The following is an 18,158-nucleotide window of genomic DNA, read 5'->3' on the forward strand; positions in this document are numbered from 1 at the left end:
GAAAGGCAAAAGGCAAAAGGCAAAAGGCAAAAGGCAAAAGGCAAGAGGGGAAAGAGATCTGGAGTTTTATTTGACAAAAAAAAGACCTCCTAGGTTTATAGCACTACGCATTAAGGTGTTTGACATTTATAAAAGCTGAAAAAGGTGCGACCCGTGGCGAATTTAATTCTTAATGCGGAAAGCGCACCTGCGCTAATGCACGTCAACTTTTGCCTCTTGCCTCTTGCCTTTTGCCTTTTGCCTTTTGCCTTGCGCGTAGAACTATACCTCATAGCTATGAGAAACGCTATAGATTGTAAGTATCTGCCTTATACGCAGCTAGATTAGACGGTTCACGAAACCACGCTGCTGTCTCAGCTAGCCCTTGACTAAATCCTTCAAGTCCTCCATACTTAGGTGCCCATCCCAACAAATTTTGAGCTTTCTGATTGGAAGCCCAGAGCCGTTCTACCTCACTTTTCCCTGGACGCAGACGCTGTTCGTCGGTAATCACTTCGATCTCAACTCCCATCACATCCGCAATGGTTCGGGCCGTATCGCCAATCGACACTTCAAAGTTACTGCCAATGTTAATCACCTCGCCCACAGCCAGATCCGACTGCAGTATTGCTATAAACCCTGCTACTGTGTCAGCCACGTAATTAAAGTCACGGGTAGGATGCACTGCCCCCAGCTTGATCTGGCGTTTACCATTAGCAATCTGGGTAATAATAGTTGGGATAACAGCCCGAGCAGACTGCCTGGGACCATAGGTATTAAAGGGTCGGATCACACTCACCGGCGTATCAAAGGAGCGGTAGAACGACAGGGCAATCTGGTCGGCTCCAATCTTACTGGCGGAATAGGGTGACTGGCCTTGCAGGGGATGGTCCTCTGTAATCGGCACAAACTGAGCTGTACCATATACCTCACTGGTAGACGTATGGACTACCTTACTGACTCCAAGATCCCGGGCGGCCTGAACCACATTCAGCGTCCCTTTAACGTTAGTATCTACATAGGTATCGGGAGAGTGGTAGGAATAGGGGATGGCAATCAGTGCTGCTAGATGCAGGACCCCATCACAGTCTTTCATGGCTGTCCTGACCCCATTGGGGTCGCGAATATCACCCGCAAAGACTTCAAACTGACCACGGACATCTTTGGCACAGCGATCGAGCCAGCCCCAGGAGTTGAAGGAGTTATATAGGACAAAAGCACGTACATCATAATCTTGACGCACCAGTGCTTCGGTCAGATGGGAGCCAATAAAACCATCAGCTCCTGTCACTAATAGCTTTTTCACAGTTTTTCCTTACCCACCAACACCAACACTGCCCACACTGTCCACACTGCCCACACTGCCCAATCTTTGCCTGTTCCCCGCCCGCAGCGCTATATTATTCAAAATCAACTCTGTCAAATATAAATCCCAAGGCGTATCAATATCTAGGGAACGTTCAGTAGGCATAACATAGGCATAGGTTTGCTCTGTATAGAATGTTGCTTTTTCGATTAACACCTGACACTGGGCAAAGTAAAGAGCACCATTCAAAGCGTAGGCTGGGGGCAAATCCTGCCGCCTGGTATAGGTTTCACTAGAGGAGAATAGGTTAACCAGCTTACCCACTGGATCAATGCCCTTACTCCAAAACGGATGATGATGTACGGGGCAAACACTAACAGCTGTTTCAGCCTTTTGTTCTAAAGCTAACCGAACAATCCCATCTATATCTTCAGCAGTACGCAGTGGAGAGGTTGGCTGCAAAACCAGAACGTAATCAGGTTGATCAGCGTCATGAGTACCTAACCATTGAAGTGCATGTAAGATTGGATCCATACCAGGAGTATCATCCTGTGCCAGCTCTGAAGGCCGAAGAAAAGGAACCTCTGCCCCATAGGTTCGAGCAACATTAGCAATCTCAACTGAGTCGGTTGAGACGATCAGGCGGTCAATTGAATTAGCTAAGGTAGCAGCCTCAATCGTATATGCAATCAGTGGCTTCCCCCCAACAGACACAATATTCTTAAGTGGGATTGATTTTGATCCACCCCTTGCAGGAATAATTCCTAAAATCATATAGCAATTTTTACTTGGATGAGTTAGAAATTTTTTGGTTTTAGGGAGTTGGGAGCAGGGAACAGGGAACAGGGAACAGGGAACAGGAGGAAAAAGAGAGAGGTGTGGCCAGTGTGGCCAGTGTGGCCAGTGTGGCCAGATGGGCAGATGGGCAGATGGAGAGTCAGATCAGCAACGGTTGTGGTTTCCACAAGGCTTTAAAGATTTAGAGCCAAGCCATTGCACACAGCCCCTCCCCCACTTGCCTCTCCTCCCCTACTCCCTACTCCCTACTCCCTACTCCCTACTCCCTACTCCCTACTCCCTACTCCCGATTCCCTACTCCCTACTCCCTACTCCCTACTCCCTACTCCCTATAAAAAGCTAAATAGCTCCAAAATCTTTAACCCCGTGAAAACCAATCCTTCTAGACTGGCGACGGGTAAATTCTCCCACTGAGGGATTTCCTTGAGGATCTACAACTCCTGTTACTTGTTGCCATAACACATCAGGAGCCAACGATACCTTATAGGTGCGATCGCCTGTTTTGGCAACGTGATACCACTGGGTTTCCTGGCACTCACTACACCAAAAAGCCTCTAGCCACTCTCCTTCAATGGCTACTGTAGTTTTACTTGCTATCAGCATCAAGGCATATTTTTGTTTAACACCACGCTCCATCAGTTGTCCTGGTCGATCAGCAAACAATCGATATTTTTGACTAGCACTATCCAGGTGGCAACGATGAATGGGACAAAAAATAGCTCTTCGTTTAGAACGTTTCCGATTACGTTCACATCTTCTTTTTTTAGGTGTTGTTTGTGTCATTATAAGGGAAAAGGGAACAGCGGATCTGGGAGTAGGCAAGAGGCAAAAGGCAAAAGGCAAGAGGCAAGAGGGAAAAAATCCTGTGTAGCTCATTACTATGAGAACCGCTATCAGTTCGTAGGGTGGGTTAGGCGCGGCCAGAATTGTGAGGGATTACCAATCAGTTTTTATCCGCGTCGTAACCCAGCTTATGCAAATTTTATGCCTGAATAATGACGCTTTGTAATTAGCACGAGTTGCAAACCGCTATACTAAAAAATAGACACAAAATCTCCCCGTTAATCACTTTCCTCTCGTTGAAATGAAAACTTGAAAAAAGTGGTATGGGGAGAGACTGAGATCAACAAGACCATCGAAGCCCACTCCTCAAATTAAATAGCTAGATAGTATTTAATTTGCTGTTAGTAACTGTATTACTAAATTATTTAATTAAGTGGTAGCAAGCACCCAGTAAAGTTTTGAATTTATTTCCTAAACCAACACTCCTAAACCAACAATTAGTCATTAGGGAATAACTGGTTATAAGCTGTCGTCCATTGAAACGACCTTGTCTTGATGGAGTTGCTCATGAGGGGTACCCCCTTTGGCCAACTGCATCGCTTCTGCCTTCTGCCTTCTGCCTTGCTGTGACGATCCGAGAATTTTTTGGTATTATCAGAAATCAGCCTTGGGTTTAATGATTTATTTGGTTTTGCTATAGCATCTCCATTTGATTTGTGAAAAAAGCACTTCATTTAAATCAAACTTTCAGTTAGTCTTGCCTTCACGAATCCGTTAGAAACGCTCTAGTTAACCCTCTAGTTAACCAAATAACCTTCAACCTTCAACCTTGGCCAATAGGCCACGCTACGCGAACAACCTACCCTTCACCGAACGCCAAAGGCGAACAACCAAATAACCTTCAACATTATTCAACCTTCAACCTTCAACCTTCAACCTGATTAAACCTTCAACCTGATTAAACCTTCAACCTGATTAAACCTCTACCTTTTCCTTATCAAACGTCATCGTCACCTGCTCCATCATCATTTTCGACTCCAACCACTGCTCAAACAACTCCGACATAATTTGAGTCCGCAACCCTTGATCCAACTCAGGTTTAATAATCTCTTCCACATAAACCAAACGCATTACACCACCCGCAAAAATTGGTTTCAGTAACTGCGGGGGAGTCGCCGCAAACACAGAAGCCGACACCTGCGGTAGAAGATCCTGGCGCTGCAGGATTCCACGATAGCCTCCAGTGCACCGTAACTCCTTATTCTCAATGTGTTGATGAGCCACATCAAAAAAACTCGTTTCCCCTTCCTGGATAGCGTAGAACAGTTCCATTGCCAAATCATCATCCTCTATTTCAACTTCATACATCACCACCTTTTCATAATCCCACGAGTTTTCATAGAAATAGGGTTCTACCTTATCCGCAAACATATGCTCCGCCAACTTCCCCGACAGCAAGTTGTAGCGAATCATTTCCTGATAATCCTCCAACGACAACCCATGGTAGCGCAGCCACTCCCAGGTCTGATCCGAACTCTGGAGGTCATTCAGAACCCGGTAGTTATCCGCCGCCTTCTGCAATTCCTCTTCTGTTGCTTCAATTCCGAAATCTGCCACCACCGATGTAATAATTTTGTGTTTGACAATCTTTTCCACCAGTTCGCGCATTTGACGGGATAGCTTCAGTTCCTGAATCAGATCGGTTTCGGTAATCGTAATAGGTTTAGACATAATTTACTCCGTAATTAGTAATTAGTACAGCGGTTTGCAATTCAGTTAGGTACAAAGTTCTGGATTTTTAGGGACTGAGGCCGTTGGCCACGCTACGCGAACGGAGCAGGGACTGAGGCCGTTGGCCACGCTACGCGAACGGAGCAGGGAAGAGAGAAGAGGGAAGAGGGATAACAATCCTGTGTACCTGATAGTTATGCAAACCGCCGTAATTAGTGATTAGTGATTATTAATTGGTATTGTATAGCTTGTTATTGGAAATGTAAACAGAGGATTGATATAAAAATTAAACATTAAATAGGCAACATTAAACAGGCAACAGGTAATAAAAAAAACTGTTTACCTCATTACTTTAATTGAGAAACACCCTTACAACCATTTCTATAGGATTAGCTTTTTTTGAGATTATTAAAATTCAACATCTCTAGCTTTATAGCATATTATAAAACTGGAAAGTTTTTGATAAAGATTCAGTAAAATATATTCATTAGCGAAAGAATTTAGGGAGTTAACCCCAACCCCAGTTGGCTACCTACTTGTCAGGGGTCATGACCTTACCCTTAGACCAAAAAAACGGTGGGTTTTGATAAAGATTAAGTAAATTCTAGGGAATCGGGAATCGGGAACAGGGAACAGGGAGCAGGGAGCAGGGAGCAGGGAGCAGGTAAGAGGTAACAGGCAAGAGGTAAGAGGTAAGAGGTAAGAGGCAAAAGGCAAAAGGCAAAAGGCAAGAGGCAAGAGGCAAGAGGCAAAAGGCAAGAGGCAAAAGGCAAGAGGCAAAAGGCAAGAGGCAAGAGGCAAGAGGCAAGAGTTAATCAAGTAGCGATGCATCGCTTCTCTATACCCCACACGCGGTCACCCACTAAGGCTAATAATGCGTAAGCATTCAGACGTTAGCTATTGGCCATTCGCCTAGGGTGGCCATTCGCCTAGGGTGGCCTTTGGCCAAGGCCAAAGGCTGATAGCTGAATGCTTACAATAATGCTGCTTGTCACCCCATAAGCTATATATATACCAGTCGCCAGGGCAGTTAGGACATGACAAAAGTCTCAAACCTAAGTAAGCGCAAGAGTTTGACTTCTGACTTCTGACTTCTGACTTCTGACTTCTGCTATAGCACTAGGCATTACGGTTAGGACATTGATCAAAGCTGAAAAGCTAATGCACGTCAACTTTTGCCTCTTGCCTCTTGCCTTGCACCTAGCGCTATAGCGTTTCTATTTGAGATGTAAATCTGTATGGTCTTTTTTTCTGGGAAAATAAAACTCCGGATCTCTTTTGCTTTTGCCTCTTGCCTGCCCCCCTTATTAAGGGGGGTTAGGGGGGATTCCTCTTGCCTTTTTCGGCAATTCGTGTGTTTACAACCCAGATACAAATGCTAAAGTCCTATTCCCCCCTTCTGCAATTGCTTAAACGGATCAAGAATCAAATCAATAATCCGACGCCGTCTAACAATTACCTCAGCAGAGGCAGTATCCCCTGGACGCAAAGGAATACACTTATTCCCTGAGTCAATGCAGTCTTTTTTCAGGGCAATGTTTAAGCTATACACCGCTATCCTCCCCTGAGGCGTATCGACCTCCTCTGTAGTGGGAGAAATGCTGATAATTTCCCCTGGTAGCACCCCATAATCTTGATAGGGATAAGCATCAAACTTCAACTTTACGGGTAGCCCAGTTTTCAAGGAACCGCTTTCCTGTGTTGTCATGTGGGCCTTGAGACTTAAGGAAGAATTCTCTGGGGCAATTTCTGCTACCATCATTGCTGGCTGCACCACTGAACCAGCACCAGAAATCGGCAAATCAAATATTGTCCCATTTACCGGAGATTTGATCACCCGTTGAGACAACTGAAACCTTAACCCTTCTATCTGACTTTTATTCTGAGCAATATCAGCCTCAAGTCTAGAAATTTCTGCCTCCATATTTTTAAAATTCTCCTCAGAGCGAAGTATAGCCAATTTCCCGGCTTCGACTAAACCCTGATAACTTTTCTGTTGCTCCCGTATACGCAATTGCGCCTGTTCAATCTCTGATTCGGTTTGGCGCAAGGTGCGCTCATAAGTACTTTCTCGCTCTGTTAACCGTAACTTCGCTTGCTCAAGGTCTGATCGGGTTTGTTGATACAACCGTTGCCGATCTTGAGCCATATCTTCCCGGTCTACCAACTGAATTTCAGAAACAATCCCCTCATTAAATGCATCTCTAAACCGTGCCACCTCCCGCTTCGCATTTTCCATGCGATTTTCCATTAGATTATAGGCCAGTTGACTATGATCTAGCAATTGCTTGGCCTGATTTAACTGAGCTAATTGTTCTGTTTTTTGTAAATTATAAGATTTCTTAAGGGCTCCTAAAGTTTGTCGCACTTGTTCAACCTGGGCCAACTTCTCCAACTGCTGGGCTTGATTTTGTTGCTCCTGAGTTTGAAGGGCGATAACTAACTGATTTTTCATCAGTTTTAACTGATTAAGCTGATTTTGTTGACCTTCCAATCGCTTCTGGGACTGCTGGATCTCAGTCTGGACTAAGTCCGATTCTAGTTCAACTAAATTCTGCCCAGTTTTTACGGATTCTCCTTCCTTTACATAAAGTTTAGCTACAGTTCCCATCACAGATGAATCTAAGCGAATCGTCTTATCTTGGGGTTCTAGTCGTCCCCTAGCACTTCCAGTTTCATCGATTTTAAAAAACATTGCCCAAGGAACAATGACACTAATACATATTACCAATAAATACAACAATCCTCTAGTCCAAGCTTGGGGAAGACTATCGAGAAGTTCTTTGGTAGCAAAAGACCAATCCTCCCTTGATTCATCTTTATTTAAATTCTCTACTTTGGGAGACATTAAATTTTGCTCAATCTGTTTAGCATCCTGGAGTTTAGTAGGCATTAACTCCTGTTCAATCTGTTTAGCATCCTGGAGTTTAGTCGCAGTTTTTCCATTCGATGAGTTAGTCATTTTTTATTTATTATTTGTAATTTTTTATATAGCAAAGGGAGTAGGGAGTAGGGAGTAGGGAGTAGGGAGTAGGGAGTAGGGAGCAGGGAGTCGAGAGTAGCGATGCAGGGCGGTCTTGGGGAGCCAGTGACAAATCGGCAAAATCACAACCGTTGCTAATCTAACTCCCTATCTCCCCATCTCCCTATCTCCCCATCTCCCCATCTCCCCATCTCCCCATCTCCCCATCTCCCCATCTCCCCACACTTCCCACACTCCCCCATCTCCCCATCTCCCCATCTCCCCACACTTCCCACACTCTCGACACAGGAATTACTGGGTTACAGTATGTTGTTGTTGGTTTAGGTAATAAAAATGTCCGCGCTTTTCCATCAATTCCCGATAAGTTCCACTCTCAATTAATATTCCTCTATCCATCACTAAAATTAAATCGGCATTGCGAATTGTTGATAAGCGATGAGCAATTACTAATGTCGTCCGTCCCTTTAAAATTGTATTTAAGTTTCGCTGAATAATTCGTTCTGATTCTGGATCTAAATGAGAGGTAGCTTCATCTAAAACCAACAATTTGGGATTGCCCATCAGTGCTCGTGCGATCGCAATCCGTTGTCGTTGCCCCCCGGACAACATTCCTCCCCCTTCCCCGATCTGAGTGTCATAGCCCATCGGCAATTGTTGAATAAACTCATGGGCTCCTGCTAATTGGCCCGCTTTCATTACCTGCTCTAAATCAGCGGAAGGATGACTGAGGCTAATATTTTCCTGAATGGTTCCCCCAAATAGGAAGGTATCTTGGTCTACCACTCCCATTTGCGATCGCAAGGACTGTGTCGTTATCGAGGTAATATCCAATCCATCAATCAACACCTTACCATCGGTAGGGGGATAAAACCCCAACACCAACTTAGAAATCGTCGTTTTCCCGGAACCACTGCGTCCGACTAGGGCTACCATTTGCCCAGGCTTGACCTCAAAACTAAGATTTTCCAGTACATTGATATCACTGTCATCGTGATAGCGAAAAGTGACATTTTCAAACCGAATATGACCCTGGAGTTGACCTAAGGTTACCTTATCTTGCTGCTGTAAATCCTCCTCCGGTTCGGCATCGAGGACATCATTAATCCGTTCCACAGAAATTAACACCTCCTGCAGCTTATTCCATACCACCGTCAGGCGTTGGAACGGAGACGTAAATTTCCCTAGCACCATATTAAAGGCTACCAACTGTCCAATGGTTAACTGGTCGTTAATCACCAGGGACGCCCCAAACCATAGCAAACCGGTACTCGTTACTGCTTCGAGGGTACCACTCACCATTTGCAGCTGAGTATTAAACACATGTCCAGAAAACCCAATCTTGATGGCTTTATTGAGCAACTCCTCCCAATGCCACCGCACTGTCTGTTCTACCGCCGAGGCTTTCACCGTCCTTACTCCAGACAGAGCTTCAATCAAATAACTATTCTGCTTAGTACTGGCATAGAAAATTTCCCGAGAAATCCGTCGTAAAAATGGTGCGGTCACCAATGCCAAGATCGAAAATGGTGGTACAATCACTAGCGCTACCAGTGCCATCTGCGAGTTGTAGGAAAACATCATGCCCCCATAGATAAAGACAGTGAGCAAATCCAGCAGAATCGACAAGGTCTCACCGGTCATGAACTGCTCAATCTTGCGGTTTTCCTGCACCCGTGATACGATATCTCCTACATAACGGGATTCAAAGTAACTCAAGGGCAATCGGAAGGTATGGCGAATAAACCCCACTATCAGCGCCAAATCAATCCTTTTCGCCGTGTGAACCAGCAGATACTGCCGCAACCCTGTCATCGCCACCCGGAAGAAGCTAAACAACAGTAATCCCAGTACTACTGTTGTTAAGGTTACCTGTGAGCGCTGCACCACCACCCGGTCTAGAATCAACTGGGTGAAGATGGGCGTAACCAATCCAAACAGCTGGAGAAATATTGACGCTATCAAGATTTCCACCAGCATCACCCAATGAGGCTTAATTAACTCAAAAAACTGCCAGACAGATGTAGAGGACGCCTTAGTATCCTTAAACTTTAGGGTTGGTTCCAGTAGCAGGGCATAACCGCTCCAATCCTGATTAAACTCGCGATGGGTGAGGGTGCGTTGCTCAAGAGCTGGGTCACATACCACCACATGGGTTTTAGTAATCTCATAGACAACAATAAAATGTTTCCCCTCCCAGTGAACAATTGCTGGTAACTTCTGCTTCGCCAACTCATCGAAACTAGCTTGCACCGGACGAGTGGAAAAGCCAACACTTTCCGCAGCAAAGCACAGTCCTCGCAGGGATGCTCCATCCCGGTTGACATTGGCCAACTTCCGCAAGCGATTTAAACTAAACTGCTTGCCCCAGTAGCGAGACACCATCACCAAACAGGCTGCACCACAATCGCTAGCACTCTGTTGAGCATAAAATGGATAGCGCCTACTTACCCGTTGAAACCAATGTCCCACACGCTGAGCAGGATGAGGGAAGAAAGCTTTCTTGATTTTTTTCTGGGACTTGGTTTTTTGAGGGGATCCAGAGGTGAGGGGAGTGGCGGAGTGAGCGGAGGTAGGATTTTGCGTTCCCGTAGCGGCTCTTTCAGAGGATCGCATTTGGCACTGGGAGTCTCGCAATTGTGCTGTATTCCACAAATGGTCTCGGATTTGGGGATAGCGATCCATCAGAGCCAACACCACATCCGCTGGTAAAAAGCACAGCTTCAAATTCACTGAAGCTCTAGCCAAATAAGGCTCCAAGTCAACTTCTGGGAACAAGGTTAATTCGCCAAAAGACTCCTCAGTTTCCAAGGTAGTGATTAATTCACCTGCCCCATTGAGTAGTCTCACCTTACCAGCGATAATGATATAGATCCCAGCATTACTATTAGCATTACTATTGGCATTACTATTGGCATTACTAGTTCCTGCGTGCCAAAACTTGCCCACCTTAGGCTCTTTGAATTGACATCGTTTTAGGACGCGCTGGAATTCTGATGGAGACAGAGAATATCCCAGAGTCTTGCTCAATTGTTGAGGAGAAATTATTGGAGCAGATGAACTTTTAACCATTGGTACTCAGGGTTATCCTATTTGTGTAAGAGAGCATAATCGGTGAAGAATCAGGGAGAACAGCCGATTGCAAGTCATGAATCATAATGCTAACCCCACTCATCCCATTCTCAGTCGTCTTTGACTGAGCCTTACTGGATTTTCTCGGTCGAGTGGACAATCCCATCTCTTTGAGCAACCGATTCACATGGCGAGGGGTAATTTCAACCCCCAATTCCTTAGCCAAATGCTTACTCAACCAATGAGCTGTCCAGCGCCGAAATGAATAGCCACAGTCCCTAGGACTCTGTTTTACCAGTTCCTGTAACCGTTCAAGATATTGCTCATTAACCGCCTTAGGGCGACCAATGGGATTATCCTGCCAATTGAGTGCTTGACCAGTCCGAGCCATCAGGATCCAATGCCTAGCTGTCGCTGGGCAACAGCCTAAGGCTTGGCGAATTTCAGCTTGAGATTTCCCCTGATCCGCCAGCAGCATAATTTGAATACGCTGACGGTATTTTTCTGATATATCCAATTCCAAACTTTTTTGCAGAAGTTTTTGTTGAAATGGGGTTAAATATCTCCCTGTAGTACTACCTGCACCCTTTTGGTCAGCTCGTAATTTATCTCGTAATTGATGTCCTAAGATAGCCATAACTAATGGGTCTGTTGATTATCGCTTCATCCTCAAGTTGACTCGGTCATAGTTTGCCACTTAAAGCTTCTATTTTTGATTGGCAAACTAAATTAATTGATAATTTAAGCTGTGTTAATTGCTTTGGTTGCGGATTATTTTGCTAAGTAATTAGTCTACATGATTAGTTTAAAATTAGTCTACATATTTTTTTTTATAACTGCTAAACTTTATGAACAATTCATGAATTTATAGGAACTATTTTGATGACCGTTAGATAGGCTACTTGGATCTACAAATAACAGAAAAAACCGCTATTTTTATATAAAAATCATGTTAATCTTGAGGAAGATTCTGTGAAGTTAAACTGAAAACTGCTCAAAATCAACGGATAATATTATTTTTTTTTAATAAACCTCAGCCATTTGTCTTAAAACCATCAGCTAAATTACTGAAAATAGTGATGTATCCCGGGCGCGGGGGTGTGGGTCGAGAGGGGGGAGTGTGGGAAGTGTGGGAAGTGTGGGGAGATAGGAAAGTGTGGGCAGATGGGGCAGTGGGCAGTGGGCAGATGGGGGAGAGGGGCATTGTAAATTACCCCAAAACTGAGTTTTATTAAGTTTTGTATACTAATTAAGGTAGAAGCGAAGGTAGAAGCGATCGCATAATCATGGTCAAAAAGGTGCAAATATGGGTAAATATAATGGTTATAGCTGTAATTTTCCTCTCAGGCTGTGGTGAAGGTAAACCAAAGAGCGAGACTAAGCCTACAGCAGGAAATGGCAAGCTGCAATTTCGGGCTAACGGTGAAGATTTTGTGCGACAGGGCTTTGTTTCCAAAGACAGTTGGCAAATATCTTTCGATCAGGTTTACATCAACCTAGCAGACATCACAGCTTACCAAGCTAACCCTCCGTATAACCCCGATAAAGTAAAGGAAATCTCAGTCGAAGAGAAAATTATCCTCCCCAATCCCAAAACCATCGATTTAGCGGAAGGGGGAGAGGATGCCGAGCCAATTCTGATTGCTGAGATAGCTGATGCACCAACTGGTCATTACAATGCTCTTTCCTGGAAAATGGTCAAAGCCAAGACTGGTCCAGCAATGGATCAAAGCCTAGTGATGGGTGGTAAAGCCAGTAAGCAGGGACAAACCATTGATTTTGTGATCAAACTTGACCAAGAGATTGAATACCGCTGTGGTGAATTCGTCGGTGATCAGCGCAAAGGGATTCTAGCCAAGGATGGGGAAGCGGACATAGAAGCTACCTTCCACTTCGATCACATTTTTGGCGATAGTGATTTGACCGCTAATGACCCCCTCAACACTGGTGCGATCGGATTTGAGCCATTAGCTGCACTCGCTAAGAACGGCAAACTAGAGGTGACAATGGCTCAGCTTAAATCAGCACTCCCAGCTCGCACCTATCAGCAGCTTACTCAAGACATTCTGCCTAACCTAGGTCATGTCGGTGAAGGTCACTGTACATCCATGCCAATTTCCAGGTCATGACCTACCCAACACCCTTACTCCAAACCCCAGAGTCTTTTAACCTAGAGTCCTTATCCAGACAAGAAAAAATCGAGAGGTAGGGCGTTGCTGATTCTGGGTATGGTTTTGCCCCCCTAGCCCCCCAATTTTGGGGGGAAAAAGACTTTCTTGCGTCCCTCCCGGTGCGCTTTCCGTAGGCGAATTAAATTCGCCACGGGTCGCACCGCAAAGTTGTGGGACCAACGGGGGCTTGACCAAAACCAGATGATCGCGCATTCATTCCTTGATTCAGCAACGCTGAAAAATCAAACCTGATCAGCTCTGACCAATCGCGCTTTGCATGACTCTTGAAGAGGGGGAGAGTGGGAGATTCGCAGAGGGTCAGAGGGATTGAGGAGTTTTCCCGTTCGCGTAGCGTGGCCAAAGGCCTTAAGTAGAAAATATGCCAATTAAATGCACACTAGCTTAACAGTCAACACTCAACAGTCAAGAATTAAGGATGAAGTGGAAAGGTTTGATGCTACTGAGCCTAGTTTCTGTCTTGAGTTGGTCAGTCAATGCTGAGGCTCACGGCACTAAGCTTGAATCTAAAACTATCGAGGCCATTGAGATTAATGCTAAATACGACACTGGTCAACCGATGCCCAATGCCCAAGTAACGATTTATGCTCCCAATAATCCTACCACTCCTTGGCAGACAGGGACTAGTGACACCAACGGCAGGTTTATCTTTGCTCCCGATTACGCTCAGCAGGGAAATTGGACAATTCAGGTGCGCCAAGCTGGTCACGGTGGCATGATTACTCTTACTCTCGGTGAAGATAATTCTGCTGTAGCGGGTCACTCATCAGCAGCAGGGAACTCCCTAATGATCTCATCAACCAGTCCTAGTTACACCCCTGTTCAGAGAATGCTCATGGCAGCTGCTGGTGTCTGGGGATTTGTGGGTACAGCACTCTTTTTCTTAGGGAGGAAAACTAATGCACATTCCTGATGGTATTCTCCCTGCTTCTGTCTGTCTCGCTGGTTATGCAGCTACTGGTGGACTCACTTGGTATGCCCTACGTCGAATTGATCAACATAAAAACCCTCAGGAGGCAATTCCCAGAGCTTCCTTACTGACCGCTGCCTTTTTTGTAGCATCCTCAATTCACCTGCCCATCCCACCAGCAAGTGTCCATTTTGTCCTCAATGGCTTGTTAGGGGCAATTTTAGGTTATTATGCTGTTCCTGCCATTCTGATTGGTTTGTTCTTTCAAGCAGTTATGTTCCAGCATGGTGGACTCTCCACCCTCGGGATAAATGCAGCGATGATGGGAGTATCAGCAATCTTGGCGTATCACCTGTTCCAATTGCGGCGGGTATTTGGTAAAGGCAATCGAATTGTTACTGCTATCTTCAGCTTCTTGGCCGGTGCTGCTGGCTTGGGAGTGGCGACCCTAATATTTTTCGTCCTAGTCATTACCAATATTCCTGCTAATTTTAATGTGGCAGCAGAACGGACAGCAATTTACGGGCTCATGGTTGCTCATATTCCCCTGATGGTTATTGAGGGGTCGTTTTCAGCGGCAGTCGTGTTATTTTTGCAGCGAGTTCAACCAGAATTGCTAGGGGAATCGGGAAGGGGAAGCAAATACAATATCAAAAGTCAAAAATAATTTTCGATGACTTGGGGCTTCTCCCACTGCCCCCTCTCCCCCTCACAGGGGTAGGTTTTTAACAAAGACGTGAGGTGTGGGGTGTAGGGGGTGGGGTGTAGGGTGTGGGTGATAAGAAAGCGATGCAGCAAGGGAACAGGGGGAAACCCCCGCGTGAAGGTAATGGTGCCCTTGACCCGTAATTAAATTCGCGCTTATTGTCGCACCATTAGCATCGCTCTTCAATTATCATTGTCAGCCATGCTTTGCGCGAGTGGGGGAAACCCCCGTGAGGCCACTGCATCGCTTGTCTGTACCCCCACACCCCACACCCCACACCCAATACCCCACACCTGAGGTCAAAGTAAAAAACCTACCCTTATGAGCCCCTCTCCCCTCTCTTCCCCTGGAGCCAAGTCCTTTTTTAGAGCTTAGAGAACACCACTAGTGGCCAGACCTAAGATGACACCAGCCCCTAGAATGTGACCGAGGCTAGTAGTTGCCAACAGTTCAGGGATACCAAAATTGGCAAACAGTCCAGAGGCACCGGGTAAAGCTGGGCCTTGACCGGGGTTTTTGATGGCAAAGCGACCAACAGTAATCGCAAACAGATTACACAAAATCATTACTATCCCCACTGTGGGACTCCACTCCGGGGTCACCGGAACAGAGGTTTCCACAGCAGCTAACAAAATTGAGTTAATCAATGCAGTTTCTCCGATATTTTATGAATTGATCAGCAATCAAAGCAATCATAAGAATTTTCGGGGAGAAAAATCTCAACTTGTTTTAAGAATTTACATTTGGAGAGTGATCACAGGCTCATAATTTATGTAAAGTTATGCAAATTTTGGTAAATTGTATAGAGTAACTATATCTTGAGCAGTTTTCCAGTGACTCAATCTGACCAGAGTCAGCCAGTAAAAGCAAAGCAGATGGCTGTATGGGGAATATTTAGTTCAACCTTCCTAACTATCTTTCTAGCCGAGATGGGCGACAAGACCCAATTGGCAACACTACTCATCACTGCCGAATCCCAGTCTCCATGGATTGTGTTTGTTGGTGCTGCCGCAGCACTGATATCTACTAGTTTGCTAGGTGTACTGATTGGTCATTGGCTGGCTAAGCGCTTCTCCCCTGAGATGATGGATACTGCTGCCGGAACACTTTTACTGTTGATATCAGTTATGCTTCTGTGGGACGCAATCAAACTGAATTAGTTAATTAGTTAGATGGTTGAAGGTTGAAGGTTGAAGGTTGAAGGTTGGATGTTGAAGGTTAGATGTTGAAGGTTGAAGGTTGGAGGTTGAAGGTTAGAGGATGGATTGGCAATTACTAGGACTAAGTTTCCTAACTGTATTTTTAGCTGAAATTGGAGACAAAAGCCAATTTGCTGCGATCGCACTGAGTGGTAGTCTCAATTCCCCCCGTACTGTGTTTTTGGGAACTATAGCGGCACTGATACTGGCTAGCTTTCTGGGTGTAGTCGCTGGGGGAGGGGTGGCTCATCTATTGCCTACTCGTCTACTAAAAGCGATCGCAGCCATTGGCTTTGCTTTGATGGCATTACGGCTATTGTGGCCTTCAGAAGGAACGGTGGAGGATTAATCCACCCCCCCTCAGAGATTTTCAGGAATAAATTTTCAGGTCAATCGGGTGAAAGGGAGCTGGGGTGATGGGGAGAGGGTATTTTTAAGGTGAAAAATACCTTATTTATAAAAATTCCCCCTATCTCCCTATCTCCCCACCTCCCCACAAATCAGATTGTTAGTTGGACGCAAGAAACAGCCCTGAGGGTTAGGGGGAGTGTGGGAGCAAGTTACGAACAGACCAATCTACGATAGTCTTGATAGCACCAACTAAGTAGTGTAGTCCCTGCCATTAACTTGATTGCTTCTAGGAGCCAGTAGCCTTCATGCATTTGCACCATTCCTGGTGGCATGCCACTCACTGGCTCTAAAAGATTCAGTTGTAGAGCCATGGCGCTCATCTGGGGTGTCATGATGTAGGTATAAATGATTGCGATCCCTACCATGAGCAGGGATAATAAAATAGACCAGCGTCTGACGTAATGATAAAGATTAGAATTACCACGCAGGACTAGGAGGCTGGCTAATATTAAAGCGCCACACAAAAGCTCAACACGATTAAATGTCCAGAAGATTGAATAGCCAGCTGTAGCAAAACTAGCCTGACTCATCATGCCAGCTGTAGACATGCATGGCATGATCACAAAGTCTATAACTAAACTGCTACTGAGCCAAAACCCTAAAGCAAACATGGCAATGGTTCGCCAGCGGCTTTGCTGTGAATCCACGCCAAAAAAAGCGTTCATAAAACTTCCTCTACTTTCTATCCTGCTCTTAGCTTAACCAATGGTTTTTACAAAAAGTGTGAAGTATTTTTGCAAAAAAAAGTATTTTTGCAAACAAATTTTAACTTAATTGTCAGGTAAACATATGCGCGTAGCGCATATATTTACGATAAATTTTCTTGAACTGTCTGTTGTAGTTGTTGGGTTAACATCTCCACTGTTCCTGCTCGGTTTTGTCTGTAGGACTCAAAATGCTCTTTGATGTTTATGGGGTCTCCAATGCGGACCATCGCTTTGCGGTGTCCTTTCACCAAAGGTCGATCAAACTTAAACACTTCCCGCTCTAGTCGAGTCAGAGTATCCAAAAAACGCTCTGGGGTAGGGGAAGCCGCAACATAACCATCGTAAATTGCATCGAAATTCAGCAGGCGGATAGTAGCTTGGTAAATTGATTCATAAGTGGTTTCATCAAACTGTTCTAACTCTTGAGCACGGGATTTTAAGACTGACTGAATTTTATACACTCGTTCTCGGCTTGGTGTCATGCTTGCCGGTGTTAGCTCTAGCTTCTGTTCACACTCACTCAACAGATGAGTTTTGAGCTTGTTAATCCTTTGGTTCCAATCCATCTGAGTGGTTTGGTCTAGAGTGGTTTGGTCTAGATTAAGGTCGTATTCAGTCTCCAAGCGAAGAATGACTTGCTCCGCCACACCCCGTAAACGCCCATAGAAGTTTGGTGCGATCGCATTAATGTTCAACGCCTTCTCTAGACGGGACAGGGTCTGATCAATCACTGGCTTCATGGAATCAGTGTAGTGGTACTTCAGACTTACGGGTACTAAATAGAGATTAGGAACAGGTTCACCCTGTTTGACCATTTGGTTCATTGCCTGTAGAGGCAGTTGAATCGCTCCCGTTCGGAAGGGCATAACCGTATCATTTTGATAAGAGCAGCCGCCTTCGGGGAAAATCACCAAATCACAACTCGGTTGCTTCAGTAACGTTAGGGTTTGGGCAATGCTGGCGCGATCGCCTAAACCCCGTCTAATCGAGTATGCTCCGATCTGGGGCAGAAATTTTTTGTTCCATCCCCGGAAACTCTCGTAAGCCACAACATAGTGAAAGAGTTGCCCTAACCTAGTTGATAACAGAAACAGAACTATCCCATCATCAAGGGTAGGATGATTCGGGAGATAAAGCACCCGTTCCTCTTCCAACCGAGCCAGTTTCTCTAGGTCCGTAGACTCAACCACTAACTTCAGTTGATACAAATTATCGGCGATCAGATCAGAAAAGCCTTGACAGAGGCGGGTTAATAGGGGATTGAGCCTAGGTGGATAGAATTGAGGGCTTGACAAAACAGACATAGCATGTATTCCAAGAGTAGATCACAAGATCACAGAGATGCAGAGATAATAAATACTAGTTTGACTTTAAATACTTGATTGTG

The 18,158-nt window shown here is 45.2% G+C and carries 19 protein-coding genes; 7 read left to right on the forward strand and 12 right to left on the reverse strand.

The window, feature by feature from the left end; all coding sequences use genetic code 11:
* Window positions 1-286: 286 nt before the first annotated feature.
* Together BJP34_RS35250 and BJP34_RS35255 are read right to left on the reverse strand one after the other, a co-directional pair.
* Entirely contained in the window at window positions 287-1,285 is a 999-nt protein-coding gene (locus tag BJP34_RS35250) for an NAD-dependent 4,6-dehydratase LegB (RefSeq protein WP_070396357.1), read from the reverse strand.
* A 9-nt stretch (window positions 1,286-1,294) separates the two neighbouring features.
* Window positions 1,295-2,059 carry a cytidylyltransferase domain-containing protein gene (locus tag BJP34_RS35255; protein WP_070396358.1) on the reverse strand — a complete coding sequence of 255 codons (765 nt, stop codon included), beginning with the start codon at window positions 2,057-2,059 and terminating at the stop codon, window positions 1,295-1,297.
* A 139-nt stretch (window positions 2,060-2,198) separates the two neighbouring features.
* On the opposite strand from BJP34_RS35255, the gene BJP34_RS35260 reads away from it, so the two are divergent.
* The gene (locus BJP34_RS35260; RefSeq protein ID WP_083305512.1) at window positions 2,199-2,426 is read left to right on the forward strand and encodes a hypothetical protein; all 228 of its coding nucleotides are present in this window, start codon (window positions 2,199-2,201) and stop codon (window positions 2,424-2,426) included.
* On the opposite strand, the gene BJP34_RS35265 is transcribed toward BJP34_RS35260, so the two are convergent.
* The 7 genes from BJP34_RS35265 to BJP34_RS35290 all read right to left on the reverse strand — a co-directional run bounded on the left by BJP34_RS35265 (window position 2,423) and on the right by BJP34_RS35290 (window position 11,286).
* On the reverse strand, window positions 2,423-2,959 hold the full coding sequence (locus BJP34_RS35265; RefSeq protein ID WP_229424182.1) for a hypothetical protein: 537 nt from the start codon (window positions 2,957-2,959) through the stop codon (window positions 2,423-2,425). The genes BJP34_RS35260 and BJP34_RS35265 overlap by 4 nt on opposite strands.
* Window positions 2,960-3,841: 882 nt before the next feature.
* Window positions 3,842-4,597, reverse strand: a complete 756-nt coding sequence (locus tag BJP34_RS35270; protein ID WP_070396360.1) for a peptidylprolyl isomerase — start codon at window positions 4,595-4,597, stop codon at window positions 3,842-3,844.
* Between the two features lie 45 nt (window positions 4,598-4,642).
* Window positions 4,643-4,774 (reverse strand): hypothetical protein, encoded by a 132-nt coding sequence (locus BJP34_RS49895; protein WP_267876453.1) that lies wholly within the window; start codon window positions 4,772-4,774, stop codon window positions 4,643-4,645.
* Window positions 4,775-5,143: 369 nt separating this feature from the next.
* A complete protein-coding gene (locus tag BJP34_RS38235; protein ID WP_158517656.1) occupies window positions 5,144-5,446 on the reverse strand; it encodes a hypothetical protein in 303 nt (100 codons plus the stop codon).
* 529 nt (window positions 5,447-5,975) lie between these two features.
* Window positions 5,976-7,559, reverse strand: a complete 1,584-nt coding sequence (locus BJP34_RS35280) for an HlyD family efflux transporter periplasmic adaptor subunit (protein WP_202972055.1) — start codon at window positions 7,557-7,559, stop codon at window positions 5,976-5,978.
* A 312-nt stretch (window positions 7,560-7,871) separates the two neighbouring features.
* A complete protein-coding gene (locus BJP34_RS35285; RefSeq protein WP_070396362.1) occupies window positions 7,872-10,649 on the reverse strand; it encodes a peptidase domain-containing ABC transporter in 2,778 nt (925 codons plus the stop codon).
* Window positions 10,642-11,286 (reverse strand): helix-turn-helix domain-containing protein, encoded by a 645-nt coding sequence (locus tag BJP34_RS35290; RefSeq protein WP_143727926.1) that lies wholly within the window; start codon window positions 11,284-11,286, stop codon window positions 10,642-10,644. The genes BJP34_RS35285 and BJP34_RS35290 overlap by 8 nt, the downstream gene beginning before the upstream one ends.
* A 442-nt stretch (window positions 11,287-11,728) precedes the next feature.
* Between BJP34_RS35290 and BJP34_RS45900 the strand changes: the two genes are divergently transcribed.
* The 4 genes from BJP34_RS45900 to cbiM all read left to right on the forward strand — a co-directional run bounded on the left by BJP34_RS45900 (window position 11,729) and on the right by cbiM (window position 14,415).
* Window positions 11,729-11,884, forward strand: a complete 156-nt coding sequence (locus BJP34_RS45900) for a hypothetical protein (RefSeq protein ID WP_168166542.1) — start codon at window positions 11,729-11,731, stop codon at window positions 11,882-11,884.
* A gap of 84 nt (window positions 11,885-11,968) precedes the next feature.
* Window positions 11,969-12,778 (forward strand): DUF4382 domain-containing protein, encoded by an 810-nt coding sequence (locus BJP34_RS35295; protein ID WP_083305704.1) that lies wholly within the window; start codon window positions 11,969-11,971, stop codon window positions 12,776-12,778.
* Window positions 12,779-13,274: 496 nt separating this feature from the next.
* Window positions 13,275-13,751 (forward strand): carboxypeptidase-like regulatory domain-containing protein, encoded by a 477-nt coding sequence (locus BJP34_RS35300; protein WP_229424183.1) that lies wholly within the window; start codon window positions 13,275-13,277, stop codon window positions 13,749-13,751.
* The gene (gene cbiM / locus BJP34_RS35305; protein ID WP_070396365.1) at window positions 13,738-14,415 is read left to right on the forward strand and encodes a cobalt transporter CbiM; all 678 of its coding nucleotides are present in this window, start codon (window positions 13,738-13,740) and stop codon (window positions 14,413-14,415) included. Before BJP34_RS35300 ends, cbiM begins: the two co-directional genes overlap by 14 nt.
* Window positions 14,416-14,825: 410 nt before the next feature.
* On the opposite strand, the gene psaK is transcribed toward cbiM, so the two are convergent.
* Window positions 14,826-15,101, reverse strand: coding sequence for a photosystem I reaction center subunit PsaK (gene psaK, locus BJP34_RS35310; protein WP_044492231.1), 276 nt, complete (start codon window positions 15,099-15,101; stop codon window positions 14,826-14,828).
* A 171-nt stretch (window positions 15,102-15,272) separates the two neighbouring features.
* Here psaK and BJP34_RS35315 point away from each other — a divergent pair, with 171 nt between their 5' ends.
* Both BJP34_RS35315 and BJP34_RS35320 read left to right on the forward strand, forming a co-directional pair.
* Entirely contained in the window at window positions 15,273-15,614 is a 342-nt protein-coding gene (locus BJP34_RS35315; protein WP_324610998.1) for a TMEM165/GDT1 family protein, read from the forward strand.
* A 100-nt stretch (window positions 15,615-15,714) separates the two neighbouring features.
* Window positions 15,715-16,002: a TMEM165/GDT1 family protein gene (locus tag BJP34_RS35320; RefSeq protein WP_070396367.1), complete on the forward strand. Its 288-nt coding sequence runs from the start codon at window positions 15,715-15,717 to the stop codon at window positions 16,000-16,002.
* 211 nt (window positions 16,003-16,213) lie between these two features.
* On the opposite strand, the gene BJP34_RS35325 is transcribed toward BJP34_RS35320, so the two are convergent.
* Window positions 16,214-16,729, reverse strand: coding sequence for a DUF4149 domain-containing protein (locus BJP34_RS35325; protein ID WP_070396368.1), 516 nt, complete (start codon window positions 16,727-16,729; stop codon window positions 16,214-16,216).
* A 143-nt stretch (window positions 16,730-16,872) separates the two neighbouring features.
* Complete coding sequence (locus BJP34_RS35330; RefSeq protein ID WP_070396369.1) at window positions 16,873-18,075, reverse strand: 1-acyl-sn-glycerol-3-phosphate acyltransferase; 1,203 nt, start codon at window positions 18,073-18,075, stop codon at window positions 16,873-16,875.
* Window positions 18,076-18,158 lie beyond the last annotated feature (83 nt).

This window comes from Moorena producens PAL-8-15-08-1 (assembly GCF_001767235.1).
GTDB classification, from domain to species: Bacteria; Cyanobacteriota; Cyanobacteriia; order Cyanobacteriales; family Coleofasciculaceae; genus Moorena; species Moorena producens_A.

Bases quoted from the DNA above. Each gene is read 5' to 3' on its own strand.
- BJP34_RS35290 (WP_143727926.1), bottom strand. From the start codon at position 11,286: ATGGCTATCTTAGGACATCAATTACGAGATAAATTACGAGCTGACCAA.
- BJP34_RS35260 (WP_083305512.1), top strand. From the start codon at position 2,199: ATGGGCAGATGGGCAGATGGAGAGTCAGATCAGCAACGGTTGTGGTTT.
- BJP34_RS35330 (WP_070396369.1), bottom strand. From the start codon at position 18,075: ATGTCTGTTTTGTCAAGCCCTCAATTCTATCCACCTAGGCTCAATCCC.
- cbiM (WP_070396365.1), top strand. From the start codon at position 13,738: ATGCACATTCCTGATGGTATTCTCCCTGCTTCTGTCTGTCTCGCTGGT.
- BJP34_RS45900 (WP_168166542.1), top strand. From the start codon at position 11,729: ATGTATCCCGGGCGCGGGGGTGTGGGTCGAGAGGGGGGAGTGTGGGAA.
- BJP34_RS35285 (WP_070396362.1), bottom strand. From the start codon at position 10,649: ATGGTTAAAAGTTCATCTGCTCCAATAATTTCTCCTCAACAATTGAGC.
- BJP34_RS35255 (WP_070396358.1), bottom strand. From the start codon at position 2,059: ATGATTTTAGGAATTATTCCTGCAAGGGGTGGATCAAAATCAATCCCA.
- BJP34_RS35265 (WP_229424182.1), bottom strand. From the start codon at position 2,959: ATGAGCTACACAGGATTTTTTCCCTCTTGCCTCTTGCCTTTTGCCTTT.
- BJP34_RS35320 (WP_070396367.1), top strand. From the start codon at position 15,715: ATGGATTGGCAATTACTAGGACTAAGTTTCCTAACTGTATTTTTAGCT.
- BJP34_RS35295 (WP_083305704.1), top strand. From the start codon at position 11,969: ATGGTTATAGCTGTAATTTTCCTCTCAGGCTGTGGTGAAGGTAAACCA.
- BJP34_RS35325 (WP_070396368.1), bottom strand. From the start codon at position 16,729: ATGAACGCTTTTTTTGGCGTGGATTCACAGCAAAGCCGCTGGCGAACC.
- BJP34_RS35270 (WP_070396360.1), bottom strand. From the start codon at position 4,597: ATGTCTAAACCTATTACGATTACCGAAACCGATCTGATTCAGGAACTG.
- BJP34_RS35300 (WP_229424183.1), top strand. From the start codon at position 13,275: ATGCTACTGAGCCTAGTTTCTGTCTTGAGTTGGTCAGTCAATGCTGAG.
- BJP34_RS35280 (WP_202972055.1), bottom strand. From the start codon at position 7,559: ATGACTAACTCATCGAATGGAAAAACTGCGACTAAACTCCAGGATGCT.